We start from the raw sequence: 18505 nt of genomic DNA, 5'->3' as shown, positions 1-18505 counted from the left end.
AATCACATAAAATAAATTTTAGCTGCAATAAACAGCATCAAAATACCTATCAAAAATTCTATTATTTTCCAAATTTTTGGTTTTGTAAGTATAGGTGCTAAGAGTTTGGAGCCATATCCAATAGAATAGAAAAATATAAATGAAGCTAATGAAGCACCTATACCAAAAATATATTTATATTTTCCATATTGAGCAGAAATTGACCCTAACAATAATACAGTATCTAAATAAACATGTGGGTTTAAAAAGGTAAAAGCCAATGTCATAAAAATAGTTTTTTTAAGGGTTTGGTTTTTATAATTATTTAAAGAGAGTGCTTCATTCTTTCTAATAGCAGAATAAAGATTCATAAGTCCATAAAATGAAATAAAGATTACTCCAAAATATTTTGTAAAAGTTATTAGTGTAGGGTGTTTTTCTATCAAATAGCCGATACCTGAAATGCCAGTAAAAATAAGTAAAGAATCGGATAAAGCACAAATCAGACAGATTATAAAAATATGGTTTTTTAATAGTCCATTTTTTATTACAAAGGCATTTTGTGCTCCAATGGCTAAAATTAGTGAAAGCCCTAAACTAAAACCATCGAGTAATGATGTTGCAAAATCAACTGTCATGGCTATCTTTTAAATTAGAAATAATTTTTTATCTATTAAAATTTATTTTTTTGACTGTGGTCAAAGAATATAATAATATAATTTATATATTAGCTATCAACAACACTAAATGGAGGTGGTTATATGTTTTGTTATCAGTGTAGTGAAGCTTTAAAACAACAAGGTTGTACAGTAAAAGGTGTCTGTGGTAAAAATGATGAAGTTGCTACTTTGCAAGATCTTCTCATTTATGCAACTAAGGGGATAGGTTATCTTCTCAATGAAGGTAAAAAGAAAGGGATCAAAGATGAAGAGGCATCTTTGTTTGTTTTAGAGTCTCTTTTTGCAACAGTGACAAATGTAAACTTTGACCCACAAAGGTTTGTAGATTATGTAAATCGTGCGCTTGAAATCAGAGATAATTTGTTAGAAAAAGTAAAACCTGAAGGTGCACTGCCTGATGCAGTAACCTTTAAAGTAAACGGTAAAGATGATATGCTTGCAAAAGGAACAGCAATTGGTGTGCTTGCTGAGGCAAATGAGGATATTAGATCATTGAAAGAATTGCTTGTTTATGGTCTAAAAGGGATTGCTGCTTATGCTGATCATGCTTATGTGTTGCAACATAAAAGTGATGAAATCTTTGACTTTGTAAATTTTGCCTTAAGTGAGACACTTAGAAAAGATATTACTGTTGATGAGCTCATTAACCTTGTGATGGAGGCAGGTAATACTGCTGTTATGACTATGGAGCTTCTTGATAAAGCTAATACTTCAAGATACGGCAACCCTGAGATTACTCAAGTTTACACTGGTTTATATGAAGGGCCAGGTATCCTTGTGAGTGGTCATGACCTTCTTGATTTAGAAGAGCTTTTAAAACAGACAGAAGGTACAGGCGTAAATGTTTATACGCATGGTGAGATGCTTCCAGCTCATGCATATCCAGAGTTGAAAAAGTATAAACATTTAAAGGGTAATTTTGGTACTGCTTGGTATAACCAAACTCATGAATTTCCAGAATTTAATGGTCCAATTTTGTTTACTACTAACTGTATTGTTCCACCAAGAGATTCATACTTTGATAGACTTTTTACAACAGGTTTAGTTGGATGGCCTGGTGTTCCTCATATACCAAATAGGGTTGATGGAAAACCAAAAGATTTTACCCCTGTAATCGAAAAAGCAAAAGCTATGGGTGGATTAACTCCTAAAGAGGGTAAATACATAACTATCGGTTTTGCTCATGAGCAGGTTATGCAAGTAGCTGATAAAGTTATTGAAGCTGTTAAATCTGGTAAAATTAAAAGATTTATCGTAATGGCTGGTTGTGATGGTAGATTAAAAGCTCGCGAATATTATACTGAAGTTGCTAAAAAATTACCAAAGGATACTGTTATCTTGACAGCTGGTTGTGCTAAATATAGATACAATATGCTTGATCTTGGTGATATTGATGGAATCCCAAGAATACTTGATGCTGGCCAGTGTAACGACAGCTACTCATTAGCTTATATCGCACTCAAATTGAAAGAGGCTTTTGGACTAAATGATATTAATGAATTGCCAATATCTTATGATATTGCTTGGTATGAGCAAAAAGCTGTTGCAGTGTTGCTTGCTCTCCTTGCACTTGGTGTAAAAGGGATAAGGCTTGGGCCAGTTTTGCCAGCTTTTCTTTCACCAAATGTAGCAAAAGTGCTTGTTGAAAACTTTGATATTAAACCTATGGGTGATCCAGATACTGATATTGAGTTGATGTTGCAAGGTAAGTAATTGACATGTTGTTTAACAGTCTAAGGTATCGATATTAGTTATGAGATTGCTTCGGCAACTCTTGTTGCCTCGCAATGACAGGGGAATCTGTCATTGCGAGCGCTAGCGAAGCAATCTGAAAATTTAAATTATGTAGTGCCAGATAGTCTTCTGGCACTACTCTTTTATCTCAAATCCAAGTGTATGTCTTAACGCATTTTCAATATTTGGATATTTAAACTCAAATCCAGAATCAATCAGCTTTTCAGGATAGACCCTTGTACTTGAAAAAAGTATCTCTTCAGCTTTTTCTTTTAAAATGATTTTGATGAATTTTTCTGGGACTTTTAAGTTTATTTTTGGTTTAAGTAGTGCCTTTAGCTGAATAATTAACTGATTCATTTTAATAGGATTTGGGGAGACTATATTTATCGGACCAGAGAGATTTTCATTTGCTATAATATGTATGATGGAATAAGCAATGTCATCTGGCGAAACCCAGCTCAGCCATATATCATCTTTACTAAAAGCTGGTGAAATTTTAAATCTAAATACATCTAAGAAATTTTTAAGCGCACCACCTGCAGGAGTCAAAGTCACACCTATTCTTAGTATCGCAGTTCTAACCCCTTTTTTCATGGCAGGTTTTGTAGCTTCTTCCCATCTTTTGCAAACAAGAGGTAAAAATCCTGAACCACTTTCACTGTTTTCTGTTAAAATTTCGTCCCCTCTATTTCCATAAAATCCGATTGCAGATGCCGAGATGAATAACTCAGGAGGGTTTTTCATATTTGAAATTTTTTCTGCTAAAAATTTAGTTGTTTCAATTCTGCTTTCAATAATTCTCTTTTTTTTCTCCTCAGTCCATTTCCCTTCTAAAATCGGTTCGCCAGCAAGATGTATAACTATATCAGCGCAGTTTAAACAACTACTCAGGTAATGGTTATTTAAATCCCATAAAATGGAGTTTTTGTCTTTTTTATCTCGTCTAATTCTAACCACATTGTGCCCAAGGGATGATAAATAATTAAATAAGTAGTTTCCCAATACACCTGAACTTCCAGTAATAACGATATTTTTTTTCTCTATTTTATATTTTTCTTCTATATCAAGGTCGTTTTCAATAATTTGATACCTGTAATTTAGCATTTTATCTAAATCTGCTAAAATATACTTTTTAAAAGGTTTAGAAAATGGTTCAAAAGGCAGAATAAATTTTATTTCATCAATAAGCTCAGTTTTGTTATCATCTATTTTTTTAAATTTGTGAAAATGTAAAAACTCTTTAAATGGCCCTTTGATCTGTTTGTCGGCAAAATATTCGTATTCCTTGTAATCAATATGTTTTGATACCCATTTTAATTTAAAAAGAAATTCTTTGATTTGTAATTCTGTTATAGAATCAACTGAAATCCCCTCTTGTTTTAAGACTGAGATTTTTTTATATGGTGGTATCAGCCTTTTTAAAATGGCTGGTCTTTCAAAATAACGAAAAACCTTTTTAATATTATGGTTAATAACGGTATTTTTTTTAATTAAAATCATATTCATATCGTAATACCAGAATTTTATTAGTCAATTTTTTTATATCACTTGATAATATTTTTGATACAAACTTTATTGTATTATGAAAATGTTGACAAAGTTAAATAAGTATTTTAAATAATTATTTAAAATGAGTGTTGTAAAAGATAAAAGAGAAAAAATCATTTTTGCAGCTTTGGAGCTTTTCGCTGAAAAAGGTTATAAAAAGACATCAATTGCTGAAATTTGCTCTAAAGCTGGAGTAAATATAGCATCAGTCAATTATTACTTTCGTTCAAAAGCAAATCTCTACAGAGAGATATTTAAAAAGGCTTTTGAAGTAGCAGAAGATAAGATGCCTTTATTAAATTTAAGCAGTTTGGATATCTCATATAAGGAAAAATTGCGTCGTTTTATTGAGACAGTGGTTAAAAGGGGGTGTGCTACTGATGAATTAAGATTTTTACCACAACTTTTTTTGCACGAATCCATGCATTCCACTGGTATTTGCGATGATATTTTAAGTGAAATTAAGGCTAAATATAGAAGCACCTTATTTGATATTATAAAGGGTATTACAGGGATAAATGACACAGATAAGATTCAACTGTTGGGTTATAGTATTATGAGTCAATGTTTATTTTTAAAAATAAATCCACTGGCACAAAAAGAGATTATAAAAAATAAAAATTCCGCAGAACAAATTGATATGTTGATAAATCATATATATAAATTTTGCATTTCTGGCTTAAAAAATTATAAAAGGTTTGAGTGATGAGAATTTTATTTTTTTATTTTTCTTTTATTTTACTTTTGACAGGCTGTATCACAAAAGAATTACCTAAATTAAAAAATTCTGATTTACCAGCAGATTATAAATTTAAAATTGAAGGGGTTGAAGAATATGATGAAGAGTGGTGGAAAAGCTTTGGTTCAGATGACTTAAATCAATTGATTAGAATTGCTAAAAAAAATAACTTTGATTTGAAGTTAGCAATAAAAACAGTAGAAGAGGCAAATTTACAATATAAAAAAGATAGAACTACTTTATTTCCTGAAATAGATTTGAATGCAGGCTATGAGAGAACAAAAACTAAGAATAAAGGGTTTAATGCTGTCACTGTAAACAATTATTATTTAGGTTTATCGGCATCATACGAGATAGATATATGGGGGAAAATTAGAGAAGGGGTAAAGCTTACAGAGCTAAATGTATTGGAGAAAAAATTTGATTTTGATGCACTATTTAATACTATTGCAGGGGAGATAACCACAAATTGGTTAAATATTTTAGCTATTTTCGAAAAAGAATCTTTGTTAAACGCAAAATTAAAGTTATTGGAAAATCAAAAGAGATTATTAGAAAATAAATACTTCTCTGGGGAAGTTAGTTTAAAAGAGCTTTTTTTGATCGATCAGCAAATAATTTCTACTGAAAACACAATTAAATTATTAAAAAATAACAAAAACATTTATGAAAATAGGATAAAAATTTTATTAGGTTATAATAATATTAATGTAGAACTAAAAGATAGAATACTACCTGAAGTTAATTTTGATATAAAAACGCCTGTCCCTTCAGAGTTGATAAGACTTAGACCAGACATAAGACTTTCCGAAGTAAATTTGATGAAATCCTTTGCAGCGTATAAAATATCGAGATTAGAGAGATTTCCAACTTTTAGTATTTCAGCTTCTTACAGGTATAGCTCAAACGAGATAAGTAGTATATTTGATAACTGGGTCTTAAATATTGCTGCAAATCTTTTTTACCCTTTGATAGATTTTAATAAAAGGAAATATAATGAATTGATTAACAAGATAAAAGTAGATGAAGCTTTTATAAATTATAAAAAAACAGTTTATCAGGCTGTAGTTGATATTGAAAATGGTTTTTTAAATATTTCTAATTCATTAAGTCAGCTTGAGACTACAAAGAAAAATTTACAGAAAGAGGAAAAACAGTATCAATTGATAAAGTTAAAATATCTATCTGGCGAAAATAGCTTGATAGATTTGATTTCTGAAGAATTAAAACTTATCGATTATAAACTTGATCTTATCGATAAAAAGTTGAGCTATTTAGAAAGTCTTGTGAGTTTTTATAAAGCATTAGGTGGGAGATATTACAAAGAGGTTAAAAATGGAAAAGAACAGTAATGGTTATTACAAAAAAACTGTATTGCAAAGAATCTTATCTTTTATTTTGATAGTTGTTATTATCTTTGGTGGTTTAAGTTTATCAAAGTATCTGATTAAAACAAAAAAGGTTGCAAAGAGAAAAAAGCCTAAACAGATTTTTGTAAATGTAGAAGTTACCAAAGGTGAAAAAGTTGATACAAATTATATAATAAAAGGTTTTGGCAGAGTTTATCCAGCAAAAGAAGTCTCCATTGTTCCTGAGGTAAGCGGGAAAGTTGTATATGTGAATCAAAATTTGATAGAAGGTGGATTTATCAAAAAAGGGGAAACATTAATCAAAATTGATGATACTGATTATAAGATAAGATTAAATAAAGAGCTTGCTAATCTAAATTCGTTAAAAGAGGATCTGATTTTAGAAAAATCAAAAAGAAACAGAGCTCTAAAAGAGCTAAACTCAGCTAAAGATTTTATAAAAAATATAGATAATGAATCTTTGTATGTTTTAAAACGAGAGCCTTATATTAAAAAAATCGAAGAGAATATAAAAATAGCAGAGGAAAATATAAAGCAAGCTAAACTTGATTTGGAAAGAACAGTAATTAGAGCCCCTTTTAACTGTTATATCTTGAAAAAATATATTGATGTGGGCGGGTATGTAAACAGTGGTGTAAAAATTGCAGATATAATTGATGCAGACATGGTTTATGTAAGAGGAAATATTACAAAGGCTGATTTGAAATATTTAGATATTAATAAAAATATAAATGCAGTTGTTTATAATGATGGGGAAAAAATTGATGCTAAATTATTTAAATTAGAAAAAGCATTGGATGAAAAAGGGTTACTTTTAAAAGTAATTTTAAAAATAGATAATTTTAACCCAAACATCTTTTTGTATGACTATGTAACTTTTGATTTGATAGGTAAAGAGTTGAAAGGTATTGTTAGACTTCCTGAAAGGGTTGTAAGGGAAGATGAATTTGTATGGATTGTAAAAGATAATAAGTTACATTTGAAGAAAATAAATATTTTATTTGAAGATGAAAAATATGTTTATACCAACGATATTGACGAAAATTCTCAGATAATCGTTACAAACCTTTCATCTGTAGTAGAAGGGTTGCCAGTAAAAGTTATTAATAGGGTAGATTAATGGCAAATGGTATGAAAAAGGGTGTTATCGGCTGGTTTATTGATAATCCAGTTGCAGCAAATATCCTTATGATTTTCCTCATAGTTGGTGGGCTCTACTGGAGCACTCAAATAAAACAGGAAGTTTTCCCTGAATTTACAATAGATTCGGTAATTGTAGAAGTTGCATATCCTGGAGCAAGCCCAGAGGAAATTGAAAAGGGGATTTTGCTTCCGATAGAAGAAGCGGTGGATGGACTTGATGGGATAAAAAAAGTTACATCTACAGCTAATGAAGGGGTAGGGCAAGTTGTAATTGAGGCCACACTTGATGCAGATATTAACCAGCTTTATCAGGATGTAAAAAGTGAAATAGATAGGATTACTACTTTTCCTGAAGATGCGGAAGAGCCTAAAGTTTATATCCCATCTAGGAAAAGAGAAGTAATTACGCTGATTTTATATGGTAACCAAGATGAAAAAGTTTTGAGGGAATGGGCTGATAATATTAAAGATAGATTACTTCAATATAAAAATATAAGCAGCGTAGAACTGTTAGGCGAAAAACCTTATGAAATAAAGATTGATTTAGATAGAGATAGTTTAAGAAAATATAATCTTACAATTTCTGATGTTGCAAATAAAATAAAAAATTACAATCTCGAATTACCAGCTGGTAAAATTGAAACAGCAAAAGGGGATATCCTAATCAGAGTAACGGAAAGAAGGGAATATGGCAAAGATTTAAAAGATATTCCGATTATTTTAAGTGATTATGGAAGGGCGATAACACTTGGTGAAATAGCAGAAATTTCTGATAATTTTGAAGAGACTAATACTTTTTTAAAATATAATGATTTACCAGCTATTGGTATTAGAGTTTATAGGGCTGGTGATCAAAAGCCGATAAAAATAGCAGAAACTGTAAAGAAGTTTATTAAAGAGATAAATGATGAATTACCACCAGGTTTATACACCGACTATGTTAATGATAGGTCAAAAGTATTTGCTCAACGAATTGATTTGCTTTTGAGAAATGCAAAACTTGGTCTAATTCTTGTTTTTTCCTTGTTAGCTTTGTTTTTGGAGATAAGGCTTGCTTTCTGGGTGATGCTTGGGATACCTATCTCTTTTCTTGGTTCTATGTTGTTATTTCCTCAATTTGATGTGTCTATAAATATGGTATCACTTTTTGCTTTTATTATATGTCTTGGTATAGTTGTGGATGATGCCATAGTTGTAGGTGAAAATATATACAGGTACAGACAGCAGGGGTTGCCTTTTAAAAAAGCTGCGTTGATTGGTGGTAGAGAAGTAATGGTACCTGTGGTCTTTAGTGTTTTGACAAATATGGTGGCATTTTTACCGTTGTATTTTGTTCCAGGAGTAATGGGTAAGATATTTAGAATTATACCTGTTATTGTGGTTTCTGTTTTTACTATTTCACTTTTAGAAAGTTTATTGATTTTACCTTCTCATATAGGGCATCAAAAAGAAGAACCAATGTTGATTTTAAAAATGATAAATAAGATTCAGCAAACCATCAGTAAGTATATTTTAAAATTTATTCACTCTGTATATGGTCCTATTTTGAAATTTTGTATAAAATTTAGATATGTAACTTTTGTTTTTTCTTTGATGGTATTAATTGTTGCTATTAGTTTTGTTAAAAGTGGTAGAATAGGGATAGTCTTTTTCCCAAAGGTGGAATCAGATTTTGCCTATGTTAAGTTTGTTTTGCCAGTGGAAAGCAGTGTGTTTGATACATTAAGAGTGGCAGAGTTTCTAACTGAAAAGGCTAAAAAAATTATTGAAGAAAATGGTGGTGATAAGCTTGCTCAAGGTATTTTGACAAATATAAATAATAATAGTGGCTTTATACAGGTTTATTTAACAGATCCAGAAGTAAGACCGATAACAACAACAAAATTTACAAATTTATGGAGAAATGAGTCTAAAGATTTAACAGGGGTAAAAACAATTAAATTTTTCTCTGATTTTGGTGGCCCAGGTCATGGTGCTTCTTTGACAGTTGAATTACAACATAGAAATATCGAAACTTTAAGAGCTGCAAGTAAAGAGCTTGCAAATTATCTTGCAACTTTTAACAGTATATCAGATATCGATGAAGGTTTTGCTGACGGGAAATTGCAATTTGATATAAAATTAAATGACAAAGGGAAGGCTCTTGGTATTGATTCTACATATCTGGCAAGACAGCTTAGAAACTACTATTATGGAGCTGAGGCTAAAAGGTTTTTAAGAGGTACAGATGAAGTAAAGATTATGGTAAAAGCTGATGCAAAAGAGAGGGATTTTGAATATTTTTTCAAAACATTTTTGGTTGATTTGCCAAACGGTTCTAAAGTGCCATTGAAAGAGATAGCTGAGATTAAAAGAGGTAGGTCTTATACTACAATAGATAGGAGAAATTTTAGAAGGATTATCAATGTAACAGCAAATGTGACCCCTGAAAATCAAACAAATAAGATATTAGAAGTGGTGAAAAGTGAATTTTTGCCTGAGCTGCAAAGGAAGTTCCCCGGTTTAAACTATAGCTTTGAGGGGAAACAATCTGATATGAGAGATAGCATGTCAGCTTTATTTAAAGGTTTGTTTGTAGCTCTAATGGTGATTTATGTTATGCTTGCTATCCCTTTTAAAAGTTATTTTCAACCATTGATAATTATGACTGTTATCCCTTTTGGGATAATAGGTGCTATTGTTGGGCATATTTTACTTGGGTATGATCTCAACTTAATCAGTATGTTCGGTATTGTTGCTCTTTCTGGTGTGGTAATAAACGATTCTCTTGTTTTGATAGATTTTGCAAATAGAAAAAGAAGAGAGGAAAATGCCACCTTTCATGATGCAATATATGAAGCTGGGCTAAAAAGATTTAGACCTATTTTACTTACTACTCTCACGACCTTTTTTGGATTGATGCCGATGATTTTTGAGACTTCTGTTCAAGCAAGGTTTTTAATACCGATGGCTATATCTTTGGGGTTTGGGATACTTTTTACTACTTTTATAGTTCTGATTTTGGTGCCTGGACTTTATGTAATTATAGAGGATGCAATTGGTATTGCTAAAAAACTGTTTTAAACAAAAGGTTGAATTTTCTTACAAAAGCTTATAAAAAATTTATATAAAGATTAAATTTTTAGAGGTGGGAGATGGATTGTATATTTTGTAGTATAATTGCTGGAGAAATACCATCAGCAAAGGTTTATGAAGATGATGATTTTATAGCTATTCTTGATATCAGGCCAGTTCATCTTGGGCACACATTGTTAATACCTAAAAAGCATTTTAGAAATATTTATGACACAGATAAGGAAATAGGTGAAAAAATTTATCCAGTATTGGTTAAGCTTGCAAATGCAATAAAATCGGCATTAAACTGTGATGGCTTAAATATTGTACAAAATAATGAGCCAGCAGGTGGACAAGAGGTTTTTCATTCACATATCCATTTAATTCCTAGATATGAAAATGATGGGATTAGATTTGCTATTAAGCATAAGCAATATGAATCAAATGAGCAGATGGCAGAATTTGCTAAAAAAATAGCTGATAAACTCAAATAAAGGTTAAAGATGCTTGCAAAACGGATAATCCCCTGTCTTGATGTAAAGGATGGTAGGGTCGTAAAAGGGACAAAGTTTGTAAATTTAAAAGATGCTGGTGATCCAGTAGAGGTGGCAAAGCAGTATAATTTGGAAGGTGCAGATGAGATTACTTTTCTTGATATTACTGCTAGTGCTGAAAACAGAGGGATAATTATAGATGTTGTTAAAAAGACTGCTGAGCAGGTTTTTATTCCACTAACTGTTGGTGGTGGAGTAAGGACTATTGAGGATATCAGAAATCTTTTGAAAGCTGGTGCTGATAAGGTTTCTATTAACTCTGCTGCAGTAAAAAATCCTGATTTTGTAAGAGAAGCATCAAGTGTTTTTGGTTCTCAATGTATAGTGGTTGCTATAGATGCTAAAAGGAAACCAGATGGTTCTGGATGGGAAGTTTATATCCATGGTGGCAGAACTCCCACAGGTATAGATGCTATAGAATGGGCAAAAAGGATGGAGCTTTATGGTGCTGGTGAGATACTACTTACCAGTATGGATATGGATGGGACAAAAGAGGGGTACGATATAGAGCTGACGAGAGCAGTGGCTGAGGCTGTGGAAATACCTGTTATTGCATCAGGTGGTGTGGGCAATTTAGAGCATATTTTAGAAGGATTAACCAAAGGGAAAGCGGATGCAGCCTTAGCAGCTTCTATATTTCATTATAAAGAGTATTCAATAAAAGAGGTTAAAGAGTTTCTTAAAAAACATGGTGTAGCTGTTAGACTATAAAAAGGGGTTTAAATGAATTTAAGTATATTAGAGAAATTGATTGAAACTATTAGAGATAGGAAGTTAAATCCAAAAGAGGGCTCTTATACCAATTCACTTTTTGATGCTGGTGAAAATAAGATTGTAAAAAAACTTGGTGAGGAGTTTGCAGAGTTTTTAAAAGCTTATTTGAAAGAGAGTGATGAGAGAATCTTAAGCGAGTTTGTAGATTTATTATATCATTTTTTTGTTGCTTTGGAGTATAAAGATATCAAATTTGAAGATGTATTAAGTGAGCTTGAAAGGCGTCATAAGTGAAGCTTTTGAGCCATCTTATTTTTGAAGAAGTCGAAAATAAATTAGAAAATCTCACTATTTTAGATTATGTCCTTGGCTTAAGCTATGTAGCTGTGAAAACTGAGGCAGGGGTTGGTCTTGCTTATACCTTTAGAAATGAAATTGGTGGTGGTTGCAATATCCTAAATAGAAATCTTAAAGGTGAGCCAGCAAAAGAGATTGCAAGACTTTTTTTCAGTGTTGACATATTAGAATCAGCTATTGGCCTTGCTACAATTAACTCGTGTCTTGATAATGGAGAAGTTGATAATGTTGATATTTTTGAAAGGATAGATTTTAATAATAAGAAGGTTGCAATTGTAGGATTTTTTAAACCAGTTATTGAAAAAATTAAAGATATTGTAGATGAATTATTTATCTTTGAATTAAAAGATTTGCCTGGTGTTATACCTCCTAATATGGCTAAGTTTTATCTTCCAGCTTGTGATGTGGTGATTATATCTGGTACGACATTGGTAAATAAAACCACAGAAGATTTTTTATGTTATTGTAACGATTCATCTATAAAAATTTTGATGGGGCCTACAACACCTTTATCAAATGAGCTTGCAAAATTTGCAAATATTGCTGGTAGTTTTGTAAAAAGTGATGAGATTATGGATGCTGTTTCAAAAGGTGCAGGGATGAAGGGGGTGAAACCCTTCATTGAAAAGAGATGGCTACAAGCGCTTTAAAAACAGATTTTGGGTGTTGCGGTACAGTTTTCTAATATTTTATCAACAGTTGTTCGTGCTAAACATATAGAAGTATCTGCTGCTCCATAATAAACTAACAGTTCATCACCTTTTTGAATCCATCCACAAGGGAATACAACATTTGGGACATCTCCAACCCTTTCATAAAACTCCCTAGGGGCAAATATAAAATGGGGTGTATAGCTTATTAATTTCCAAGGTTTTTCATAATCTAAAAGCATTGCTCCAACTCTATAAAGATTTCCTCCAGCTGTTTTTCTAACTCCATGATAAAGTAGTAACCAACCTTTTTCAGTCAAAATAGGTGGAGTTGAAGCTCCCAGCTTATAATTACCCCAACCTGGTTCAGGAGAAAGTATTGCTTTTGCATTCCCCCAATAAATCAGATCTTTTGACTCTGAAATCCATATTGTACCACCAGCTCCTGCCATTCCACCAGGCCTGTTGATGAGGTAATATTTCCCATTGATTTTTTGTGGAAATAGGACTGCGTCTTTATCATCTGTAACTGTTGCAAAGCCTATCCTGGTAAACTCTTTAAAGTCTTTGGTATAACCGATACCTACTCTTGGTCCATAAGGTCCAAAAGCTACATAGGTTATGTAATATGTATCATCTATTTTAGTTATTCTTGGGTCTTCGACACCATATTTTTCGTAAATTGCATACTTTTCATCATTACTGGGTGTAATCCATGGTTTTTCATCAACAGTAAAATTTACACCATCTTTTGATCTTGCCAAAGTGAGATGGCTGTGTCCATCAATGTCTTCAACTCTTAATAAAAGTAAAATTTCATCATTAAATTCAGTTGCAGCAGCATTAAACACGGTGTTACATCTATAAGGGATATCTTCCCTAGTAATAATTGGGTTATTTTTATCCCTTATGAAAATATCAAATTTACTCATTATACCCTCCCCTTAATCTAATGTTATTATATTGTCTAAATTTATACTTACTTTTGTAAGTTTTTGATAAAGTTCAATATGCTTATTTGCAATTATATTCCATGATATTTCATTTTTTACATAATTTTTTGCATTGATTGACATAGTTTTTCTTAAACTTTCATCCTCTATTAAAGCAGCTGTTTTTTCTATATATTCTTCAAGAGTATTACAAGCAAAACCTGATTTGGATTTTTCAAAAGTCTGCACCATAGAAAGGGTTGCACTTGAAACAACAGGTTTTCCAAAGGCAAGACAATGGGCAAGTATCCCACTTTGTGAGTTTATTTTATATGGCAAAATGATTATATCTGAAGCCGAAATTACTGTATCAAATGAGGATTGTGAAAGTTGACCTCTGATAAGATAGATTCTTTTTTTAAAGGGTGATTCTTCTATTTTTTTGAAAATAATGTTTCGATATTCTCTGTGCTCTATCCCTCTGATTTTTCCTGCTATAACTAATAGGATATTATCGTATTTATCAGCTAATTTATTGAAGATATCTATTGTAGTTTCAAAATTTTTTGAAGGCCTGAAATAACCTATTTGAGTTAACACTATAGAATTATCAGGTAAATTTAAGATTTTTTTAGCATTATCTATTTCTTTTATAACTCTTGCTCCGTGTGGAATAACTGCAATTTTATCTTCAAAACTTTTATCAATGACATTTAATAAAGTATCTTTTTGATAATTTTCATGGACAATTACTTTGGTGCTGTTTCTAATTATTGCATCAGTAATGATTTTATGCTCTTTAGGCATATCTTTATAAACGGTGTGTAGTGTTGTAATTACTGGTATATCAGTTAATCTAAAATTTAAGATTAAAGGTATAATGTTGAGCCCAAACTTTCCGCTGTATAAGCCAAATTCATGCTGGATATGAACTATATCTGGGGTAAATCTCATCATCATGGAAAAGGTTTTATTGGCAAAATCGGGGTCATCATAATCAAAGGCTGGAAAAACATTTTTTCCTTGAGAGCCATAATGGGAAACAATATATGTATCAACCCATTTTTTTCTAAGCTCATCCGTAAGATACTGTGTATATGTGGCTATTCCGCATTCCACCGGCGAATAAGATGAGATAAATCCTATTCTCATTTTATCCTCCAAGTTAAGCGGAATTTATAAATTGACAGTGAATAAAATAATTTTCAATTTATAAAAAATCAATATTCATTTAAAAAAATAAATTTACTTGTAGATCAATGTAATTAATAATATAATGAGTTAGTCAGGTTATATGGGACATATATTTTGAGGCTGTTGCACAATGGAACAATTTTTTGATATAAATGTAGCTTTGAGATTGCTTCGGCAACATTTGTTGCCTCGCAATGACTTTAAAATTCCGTCATTGAGAGCGTCAGCGACGCAATCTGAGGTGCTTAAGCTATTATTATTGTGCAACTCAATTTATAAAAAATGCAAATGAGAGGGGTGTAATGTTTGATCTGCCTACAAAAGAGGAGATTTTAAAAGGGCTTACAACGGATGTATATTTTATAAGAACTGAAGAAGTGCTAAAGAAAAATAATATAAATAAAAAAGTTACCATGGAAGTTGCTCAAAAAGGGATGCCTGCAGAGTACCCTTTTGGTATTTTTACAGGGCTTACTAATGTGTTAAAATTATTAGAAAATAAACCTGTTGATGTTTATGCTATACCAGAAGGGAATATTTTTTTTGAAAATACTCCAGTAATGACGATTGTTGGGAATTACCTTGATTTTGGTATTTATGAGACAGCTATTTTAGGATTTTTATGTCACTCTTCTGGGATTTCTACAAAGGCTGCAAAATGTAAAATAGCAGCTGGCGACAAAATTGTCTTATCTTTCGGTGCAAGAAGAGTCCATCCTGCAATTTCTGGTATGGTTGATAAATACGCATATATTGGTGGATGTGATGGTTTTTCTGTTGTTTTTGCTGAAAAATTAATTGGTAAAAAAGCATCTGGAACAATTCCTCATGCTTTGATAATTCAAGTTGGTGATACCCTTGAAACTATGAAACTATATGATGCTGTTATTGATGAAAATGTTAAAAGAATTGCGTTAATAGATACTTTTGGTGATGAGAGATTTGAATCTTTGAGGGTTGCTGAATATTTAAAGGATAAACTCTATGGTATTAGGCTTGATACCCCTGGCTCTCGAAGAGGAAATTTGAAAAAAATTGCAGAAGAGATTAGATGGGAGCTCGATATAAGAGGTTTTAATCATGTAAAGCTTTTTGCTAGTGGTGGCCTTGATGAAAAAGCTATTATAGAGCTCAAATCTGTAATTGATGGTTTTGGAGTAGGTACAAGTATTTCCAATGCAAAAGTTATGGATTTTTCAATGGATATTGTTGAGATTGATGGTAAGCCATTGAGTAAAAAAGGTAAAATGTCTGGATTTAAATATGCATATCAGTGTGAAAACTGTTTAAATCAAAGATTTAGTGTAAAAAGTGATGATGAAATTTTCTGTGATTGTGGAAACAAAATGGTAATGATTACAAAAAAGGTAATGGAGAATGGGAAAATTTTGTGGGAAGAGGATATTGAATCTATCAAAAATCGTGTAGTTTCTCAGTTTGATAGGATAAAAAAGGGGATATATGTCATTTGAATTTAAAAGAATGTTGATGGTTAAAGAGCAGCTTCAAGGTAGAGATGTTAAGGATAAAAGGGTTCTTGATGCTTTTTTAAATGTTCCAAGAGAGTTATTTGTTTTAGAAGAATATAAAGATAGAGCCTACGATGATTCACCACTTCCTATCGGCTACGGACAGACTATATCGCAGCCTTATATGGTAGCAAAGATGACAGAACTGCTTGATTTAAATGAGGATGATATTTTACTTGAAATTGGTACAGGATCTGGTTATCAAGCGGCAATTGCATCAAAACTTTGTAAACATGTTTATACAGTAGAGATAATCCCTGAACTTGTTGAGTTTGCAAAAAGCAATTTAGAAAAGGCAGGTATAAAAAATGTTACCGTTATTTTAGGTGATGGCAGTGTTGGATTAAAAGATTATGCTCCTTATGACAAAATAATTATTACAGCTGCAACAGAAAGTGTGCCAGAGGAACTTTTTGAACAATTGAAGGTGGGTGGATATCTTGTTGTTCCTGAAGGGGATAGATTTACTCAATGGTTAAAAAGATATATCAAGCTAAATGAAGATAATATAGTATCAGAGGATTATTTTGCTTGTGTTTTTGTACCTTTAAGAGGGAAAAAAGGGTTCAAATAAATTTTAAGGGGGTATTTTATGAAACTTTTGAGATTTAAAACAGGGGAAGTGGAAAAAAAAGGGGTATTAGTAGATGGAAAGATAAAACGAATTTTAGGAACCTTTTTTGATAATTATACCATAACGGATGAAGTTTATGAGCTTGATGAGGTGCATTTTTTACCACCTGTAATCCCTTCCAAGATTGTTTGTATTGGTCGTAATTATGCTGATCATGCAAAGGAGCTTGGAAACGAAGTCCCATCGGAGCCATTGATTTTTTTAAAGCCAAATTCAGCTATTAATAGCCATGAGGGGTTGATAGTATATCCAGAGCAATCAAATAGAGTAGATTATGAGGCAGAGCTTGCTATAGTAATTAAGAAAAGGTGTAAAGGGGTTTCAGAAGAGGAGGCTCTTGAGTATGTTTTAGGGTATACATGTTTTAATGATATCACAGCAAGGGATATTCAGAAAAAAGAGGGGAAATTTACAAGGGCAAAATCTTTTGACACTTTTGCACCGTTTGGTCCTTATATTGAGACAGATTTTGAAGATTTTGATAATCTTTATGTTAGAAGCTATGTAAATGGTGAATTGAGGCAGAATGGAAACACAAAAGATATGATATTTAAAGTCCCTTATTTAATATCGTTTATATCAAATATTATGACTCTCTATCCAGGAGATATTATTGCAACGGGTACACCTGAAGGTGTTGGGGAGTTAAAATCTGGTGATGTTGTAGAGGTTGAGGTAGAAGGGGTCGGAAAGCTTAGAAATTATGTCTCAAAAGAAAAATAAAATAGATTGTTTCCAGTGTGGTGCTTGCTGCTATTTTTTTGATATATCCACATTAAAGAAACCCGCATTATGTAAATGTAATCATCTTAGAGATGATGGAAAATGTGCTATTTATAAAGATCGACCTAAAGTTTGTAGAGATTTTCAGCCAGACGAAATTTGTGTTTTGATTTCTACTTTGTGTTTTGAAGATAAAATAAAGGTATTGAAAAAGATTTATGGTGTAGAATGAGTTTTTATTTTGGATTGACTGGGAATATAGCTTCAGGGAAAAGTACTGCTGCAAAGTTTTTTGAAGAATTGGGCTGCTATACTATTGATGCAGATGAAATTAGTAGAGAAGTAATGAAAAAAGGTGGGGTAGCTTATCAACAAATTGTTGAAACTTTTGGTGGACATATTTTACTGGAAAATGGTGAAATTGATAGAGGGAAATTAAAAGAGATCGTTTTTAATAATGATGAAAAGAGATTACAATTAGAACAAATTGTACATCCAGCAATTATTGAAACAGAACAGAAAAAAGTATCAGAAATTAAAGCAAAGGATGATAAGGCTATAATTATAACGCAGGCAGCTTTAATTATTGAAAAGAAAACTTATACACGATTTGATGCTGTGATTGTTGTTTATGTAGATTATGAAAGCCAATTAATTCGATTATTAAAGCGTGATAATGTGGATATTGAGCTTGCAAATAAAATTATTTCAGCGCAAATGCCTTATGAAGAAAAATTGAGATATGCAAATTTCATTATAAATAATACAAAAGATTTAGATTATTTAAAAAGTGAGGTTAGCAGAATTTACAACGCAATAAAGATATATCAATATACCAAAAGACAACTTAAAAAAATGAAAATAGATTTTTTATGAAAGAAGAGAGGGTATGGCTCTGTAACTAAAACTGTGTAAATCCTCCTGAAAATATGTTAACTAAAGAACAAACAGGAGGATTTATATGTTTA

Annotated in this window: 18 protein-coding genes; 14 read left to right on the top strand and 4 right to left on the bottom strand. The window is 31.6% G+C overall.

All coding sequences use genetic code 11. The annotated features are described in order from the left end of the window. Window positions 1–2: 2 nt before the first annotated feature. Window positions 3–617 (bottom strand): LysE/ArgO family amino acid transporter, encoded by a 615-nt coding sequence (locus tag OWM07_RS10525; protein ID WP_423303695.1) that lies wholly within the window; start codon window positions 615–617, stop codon window positions 3–5. Window positions 618–740: 123 nt separating this feature from the next. Here OWM07_RS10525 and hcp point away from each other — a divergent pair, with 123 nt between their 5' ends. Then, complete coding sequence (gene hcp, locus OWM07_RS10520; protein ID WP_423303694.1) at window positions 741–2372, top strand: hydroxylamine reductase; 1632 nt, start codon at window positions 741–743, stop codon at window positions 2370–2372. A gap of 156 nt (window positions 2373–2528) precedes the next feature. On the opposite strand, the gene OWM07_RS10515 is transcribed toward hcp, so the two are convergent. Then, window positions 2529–3896, bottom strand: a complete 1368-nt coding sequence (locus OWM07_RS10515; RefSeq protein ID WP_423303693.1) for a TIGR01777 family oxidoreductase — start codon at window positions 3894–3896, stop codon at window positions 2529–2531. Between the two features lie 130 nt (window positions 3897–4026). Here OWM07_RS10515 and OWM07_RS10510 point away from each other — a divergent pair, with 130 nt between their 5' ends. The 8 genes from OWM07_RS10510 to OWM07_RS10475 all read left to right on the top strand — a co-directional run bounded on the left by OWM07_RS10510 (window position 4027) and on the right by OWM07_RS10475 (window position 12525). Then, window positions 4027–4650 carry a TetR/AcrR family transcriptional regulator gene (locus tag OWM07_RS10510; protein WP_423303692.1) on the top strand — a complete coding sequence of 208 codons (624 nt, stop codon included), beginning with the start codon at window positions 4027–4029 and terminating at the stop codon, window positions 4648–4650. After that, the gene (locus tag OWM07_RS10505; RefSeq protein WP_423303708.1) at window positions 4650–6035 is read left to right on the top strand and encodes a TolC family protein; all 1386 of its coding nucleotides are present in this window, start codon (window positions 4650–4652) and stop codon (window positions 6033–6035) included. The genes OWM07_RS10510 and OWM07_RS10505 overlap by 1 nt, the downstream gene beginning before the upstream one ends. Continuing rightward, complete coding sequence (locus tag OWM07_RS10500; protein WP_423303691.1) at window positions 6019–7173, top strand: efflux RND transporter periplasmic adaptor subunit; 1155 nt, start codon at window positions 6019–6021, stop codon at window positions 7171–7173. The genes OWM07_RS10505 and OWM07_RS10500 overlap by 17 nt, the downstream gene beginning before the upstream one ends. Continuing rightward, on the top strand, window positions 7173–10259 hold the full coding sequence (locus OWM07_RS10495) for an efflux RND transporter permease subunit (protein ID WP_423303689.1): 3087 nt from the start codon (window positions 7173–7175) through the stop codon (window positions 10257–10259). Before OWM07_RS10500 ends, OWM07_RS10495 begins: the two co-directional genes overlap by 1 nt. A 71-nt stretch (window positions 10260–10330) precedes the next feature. Beyond that, window positions 10331–10744: an HIT family protein gene (locus OWM07_RS10490; protein WP_423303688.1), complete on the top strand. Its 414-nt coding sequence runs from the start codon at window positions 10331–10333 to the stop codon at window positions 10742–10744. Between the two features lie 9 nt (window positions 10745–10753). Next, window positions 10754–11515, top strand: a complete 762-nt coding sequence (gene hisF, locus OWM07_RS10485; protein ID WP_423303687.1) for an imidazole glycerol phosphate synthase subunit HisF — start codon at window positions 10754–10756, stop codon at window positions 11513–11515. Window positions 11516–11527: 12 nt separating this feature from the next. Beyond that, entirely contained in the window at window positions 11528–11812 is a 285-nt protein-coding gene (gene hisE / locus OWM07_RS10480; protein WP_423303686.1) for a phosphoribosyl-ATP diphosphatase, read from the top strand. Further along, window positions 11809–12525, top strand: a complete 717-nt coding sequence (locus tag OWM07_RS10475; protein ID WP_423303684.1) for a Rossmann-like domain-containing protein — start codon at window positions 11809–11811, stop codon at window positions 12523–12525. Before hisE ends, OWM07_RS10475 begins: the two co-directional genes overlap by 4 nt. Here the strand turns inward: OWM07_RS10475 and OWM07_RS10470 are convergent. Together OWM07_RS10470 and OWM07_RS10465 are read right to left on the bottom strand one after the other, a co-directional pair. Next, complete coding sequence (locus OWM07_RS10470) at window positions 12522–13457, bottom strand: glycoside hydrolase family 130 protein (RefSeq protein ID WP_423303683.1); 936 nt, start codon at window positions 13455–13457, stop codon at window positions 12522–12524. The genes OWM07_RS10475 and OWM07_RS10470 overlap by 4 nt on opposite strands. A gap of 12 nt (window positions 13458–13469) precedes the next feature. Then, window positions 13470–14609, bottom strand: coding sequence for a glycosyltransferase (locus OWM07_RS10465; protein ID WP_423303682.1), 1140 nt, complete (start codon window positions 14607–14609; stop codon window positions 13470–13472). Window positions 14610–14953: 344 nt separating this feature from the next. On the opposite strand from OWM07_RS10465, the gene OWM07_RS10460 reads away from it, so the two are divergent. The 5 genes from OWM07_RS10460 to coaE are packed head-to-tail and all read left to right on the top strand — an operon-like array spanning window position 14954 to window position 18413. Then, the gene (locus OWM07_RS10460; RefSeq protein ID WP_423303681.1) at window positions 14954–16123 is read left to right on the top strand and encodes a nicotinate phosphoribosyltransferase; all 1170 of its coding nucleotides are present in this window, start codon (window positions 14954–14956) and stop codon (window positions 16121–16123) included. Next, complete coding sequence (locus OWM07_RS10455) at window positions 16113–16754, top strand: protein-L-isoaspartate(D-aspartate) O-methyltransferase (protein ID WP_423303680.1); 642 nt, start codon at window positions 16113–16115, stop codon at window positions 16752–16754. Before OWM07_RS10460 ends, OWM07_RS10455 begins: the two co-directional genes overlap by 11 nt. An 18-nt stretch (window positions 16755–16772) precedes the next feature. Then, window positions 16773–17537, top strand: coding sequence for a fumarylacetoacetate hydrolase family protein (locus OWM07_RS10450; protein ID WP_423303679.1), 765 nt, complete (start codon window positions 16773–16775; stop codon window positions 17535–17537). After that, complete coding sequence (locus OWM07_RS10445) at window positions 17518–17769, top strand: YkgJ family cysteine cluster protein (protein ID WP_423303678.1); 252 nt, start codon at window positions 17518–17520, stop codon at window positions 17767–17769. The genes OWM07_RS10450 and OWM07_RS10445 overlap by 20 nt, the downstream gene beginning before the upstream one ends. Next, on the top strand, window positions 17766–18413 hold the full coding sequence (gene coaE, locus OWM07_RS10440; RefSeq protein ID WP_423303677.1) for a dephospho-CoA kinase: 648 nt from the start codon (window positions 17766–17768) through the stop codon (window positions 18411–18413). The genes OWM07_RS10445 and coaE overlap by 4 nt, the downstream gene beginning before the upstream one ends. The last annotated feature ends 92 nt before the right edge of the window (window positions 18414–18505 follow it).

Origin of the sequence: Deferribacter thermophilus, assembly GCF_049472675.1 — a bacterium.
GTDB lineage: Bacteria > Chrysiogenota > Deferribacteres > Deferribacterales > Deferribacteraceae > Deferribacter > Deferribacter thermophilus.
Note: the sequence above shows the minus strand (reverse complement) of the source record. Positions and strands in the feature narration are given on the sequence as shown.

Coding starts and splice junctions, on each gene's coding strand:
- OWM07_RS10525 (WP_423303695.1), bottom strand. CDS start 617: ATGACAGTTGATTTTGCAACATCATTACTCGATGGTTTTAGTTTAGGG.
- hcp (WP_423303694.1), top strand. CDS start 741: ATGTTTTGTTATCAGTGTAGTGAAGCTTTAAAACAACAAGGTTGTACA.
- OWM07_RS10515 (WP_423303693.1), bottom strand. CDS start 3,896: ATGATTTTAATTAAAAAAAATACCGTTATTAACCATAATATTAAAAAG.
- OWM07_RS10510 (WP_423303692.1), top strand. CDS start 4,027: ATGAGTGTTGTAAAAGATAAAAGAGAAAAAATCATTTTTGCAGCTTTG.
- OWM07_RS10505 (WP_423303708.1), top strand. CDS start 4,650: ATGAGAATTTTATTTTTTTATTTTTCTTTTATTTTACTTTTGACAGGC.
- OWM07_RS10500 (WP_423303691.1), top strand. CDS start 6,019: ATGGAAAAGAACAGTAATGGTTATTACAAAAAAACTGTATTGCAAAGA.
- OWM07_RS10495 (WP_423303689.1), top strand. CDS start 7,173: ATGGCAAATGGTATGAAAAAGGGTGTTATCGGCTGGTTTATTGATAAT.
- OWM07_RS10490 (WP_423303688.1), top strand. CDS start 10,331: ATGGATTGTATATTTTGTAGTATAATTGCTGGAGAAATACCATCAGCA.
- hisF (WP_423303687.1), top strand. CDS start 10,754: ATGCTTGCAAAACGGATAATCCCCTGTCTTGATGTAAAGGATGGTAGG.
- hisE (WP_423303686.1), top strand. CDS start 11,528: ATGAATTTAAGTATATTAGAGAAATTGATTGAAACTATTAGAGATAGG.
- OWM07_RS10470 (WP_423303683.1), bottom strand. CDS start 13,457: ATGAGTAAATTTGATATTTTCATAAGGGATAAAAATAACCCAATTATT.
- OWM07_RS10465 (WP_423303682.1), bottom strand. CDS start 14,609: ATGAGAATAGGATTTATCTCATCTTATTCGCCGGTGGAATGCGGAATA.
- OWM07_RS10460 (WP_423303681.1), top strand. CDS start 14,954: ATGTTTGATCTGCCTACAAAAGAGGAGATTTTAAAAGGGCTTACAACG.
- OWM07_RS10455 (WP_423303680.1), top strand. CDS start 16,113: ATGTCATTTGAATTTAAAAGAATGTTGATGGTTAAAGAGCAGCTTCAA.
- OWM07_RS10450 (WP_423303679.1), top strand. CDS start 16,773: ATGAAACTTTTGAGATTTAAAACAGGGGAAGTGGAAAAAAAAGGGGTA.
- OWM07_RS10445 (WP_423303678.1), top strand. CDS start 17,518: ATGTCTCAAAAGAAAAATAAAATAGATTGTTTCCAGTGTGGTGCTTGC.
- coaE (WP_423303677.1), top strand. CDS start 17,766: ATGAGTTTTTATTTTGGATTGACTGGGAATATAGCTTCAGGGAAAAGT.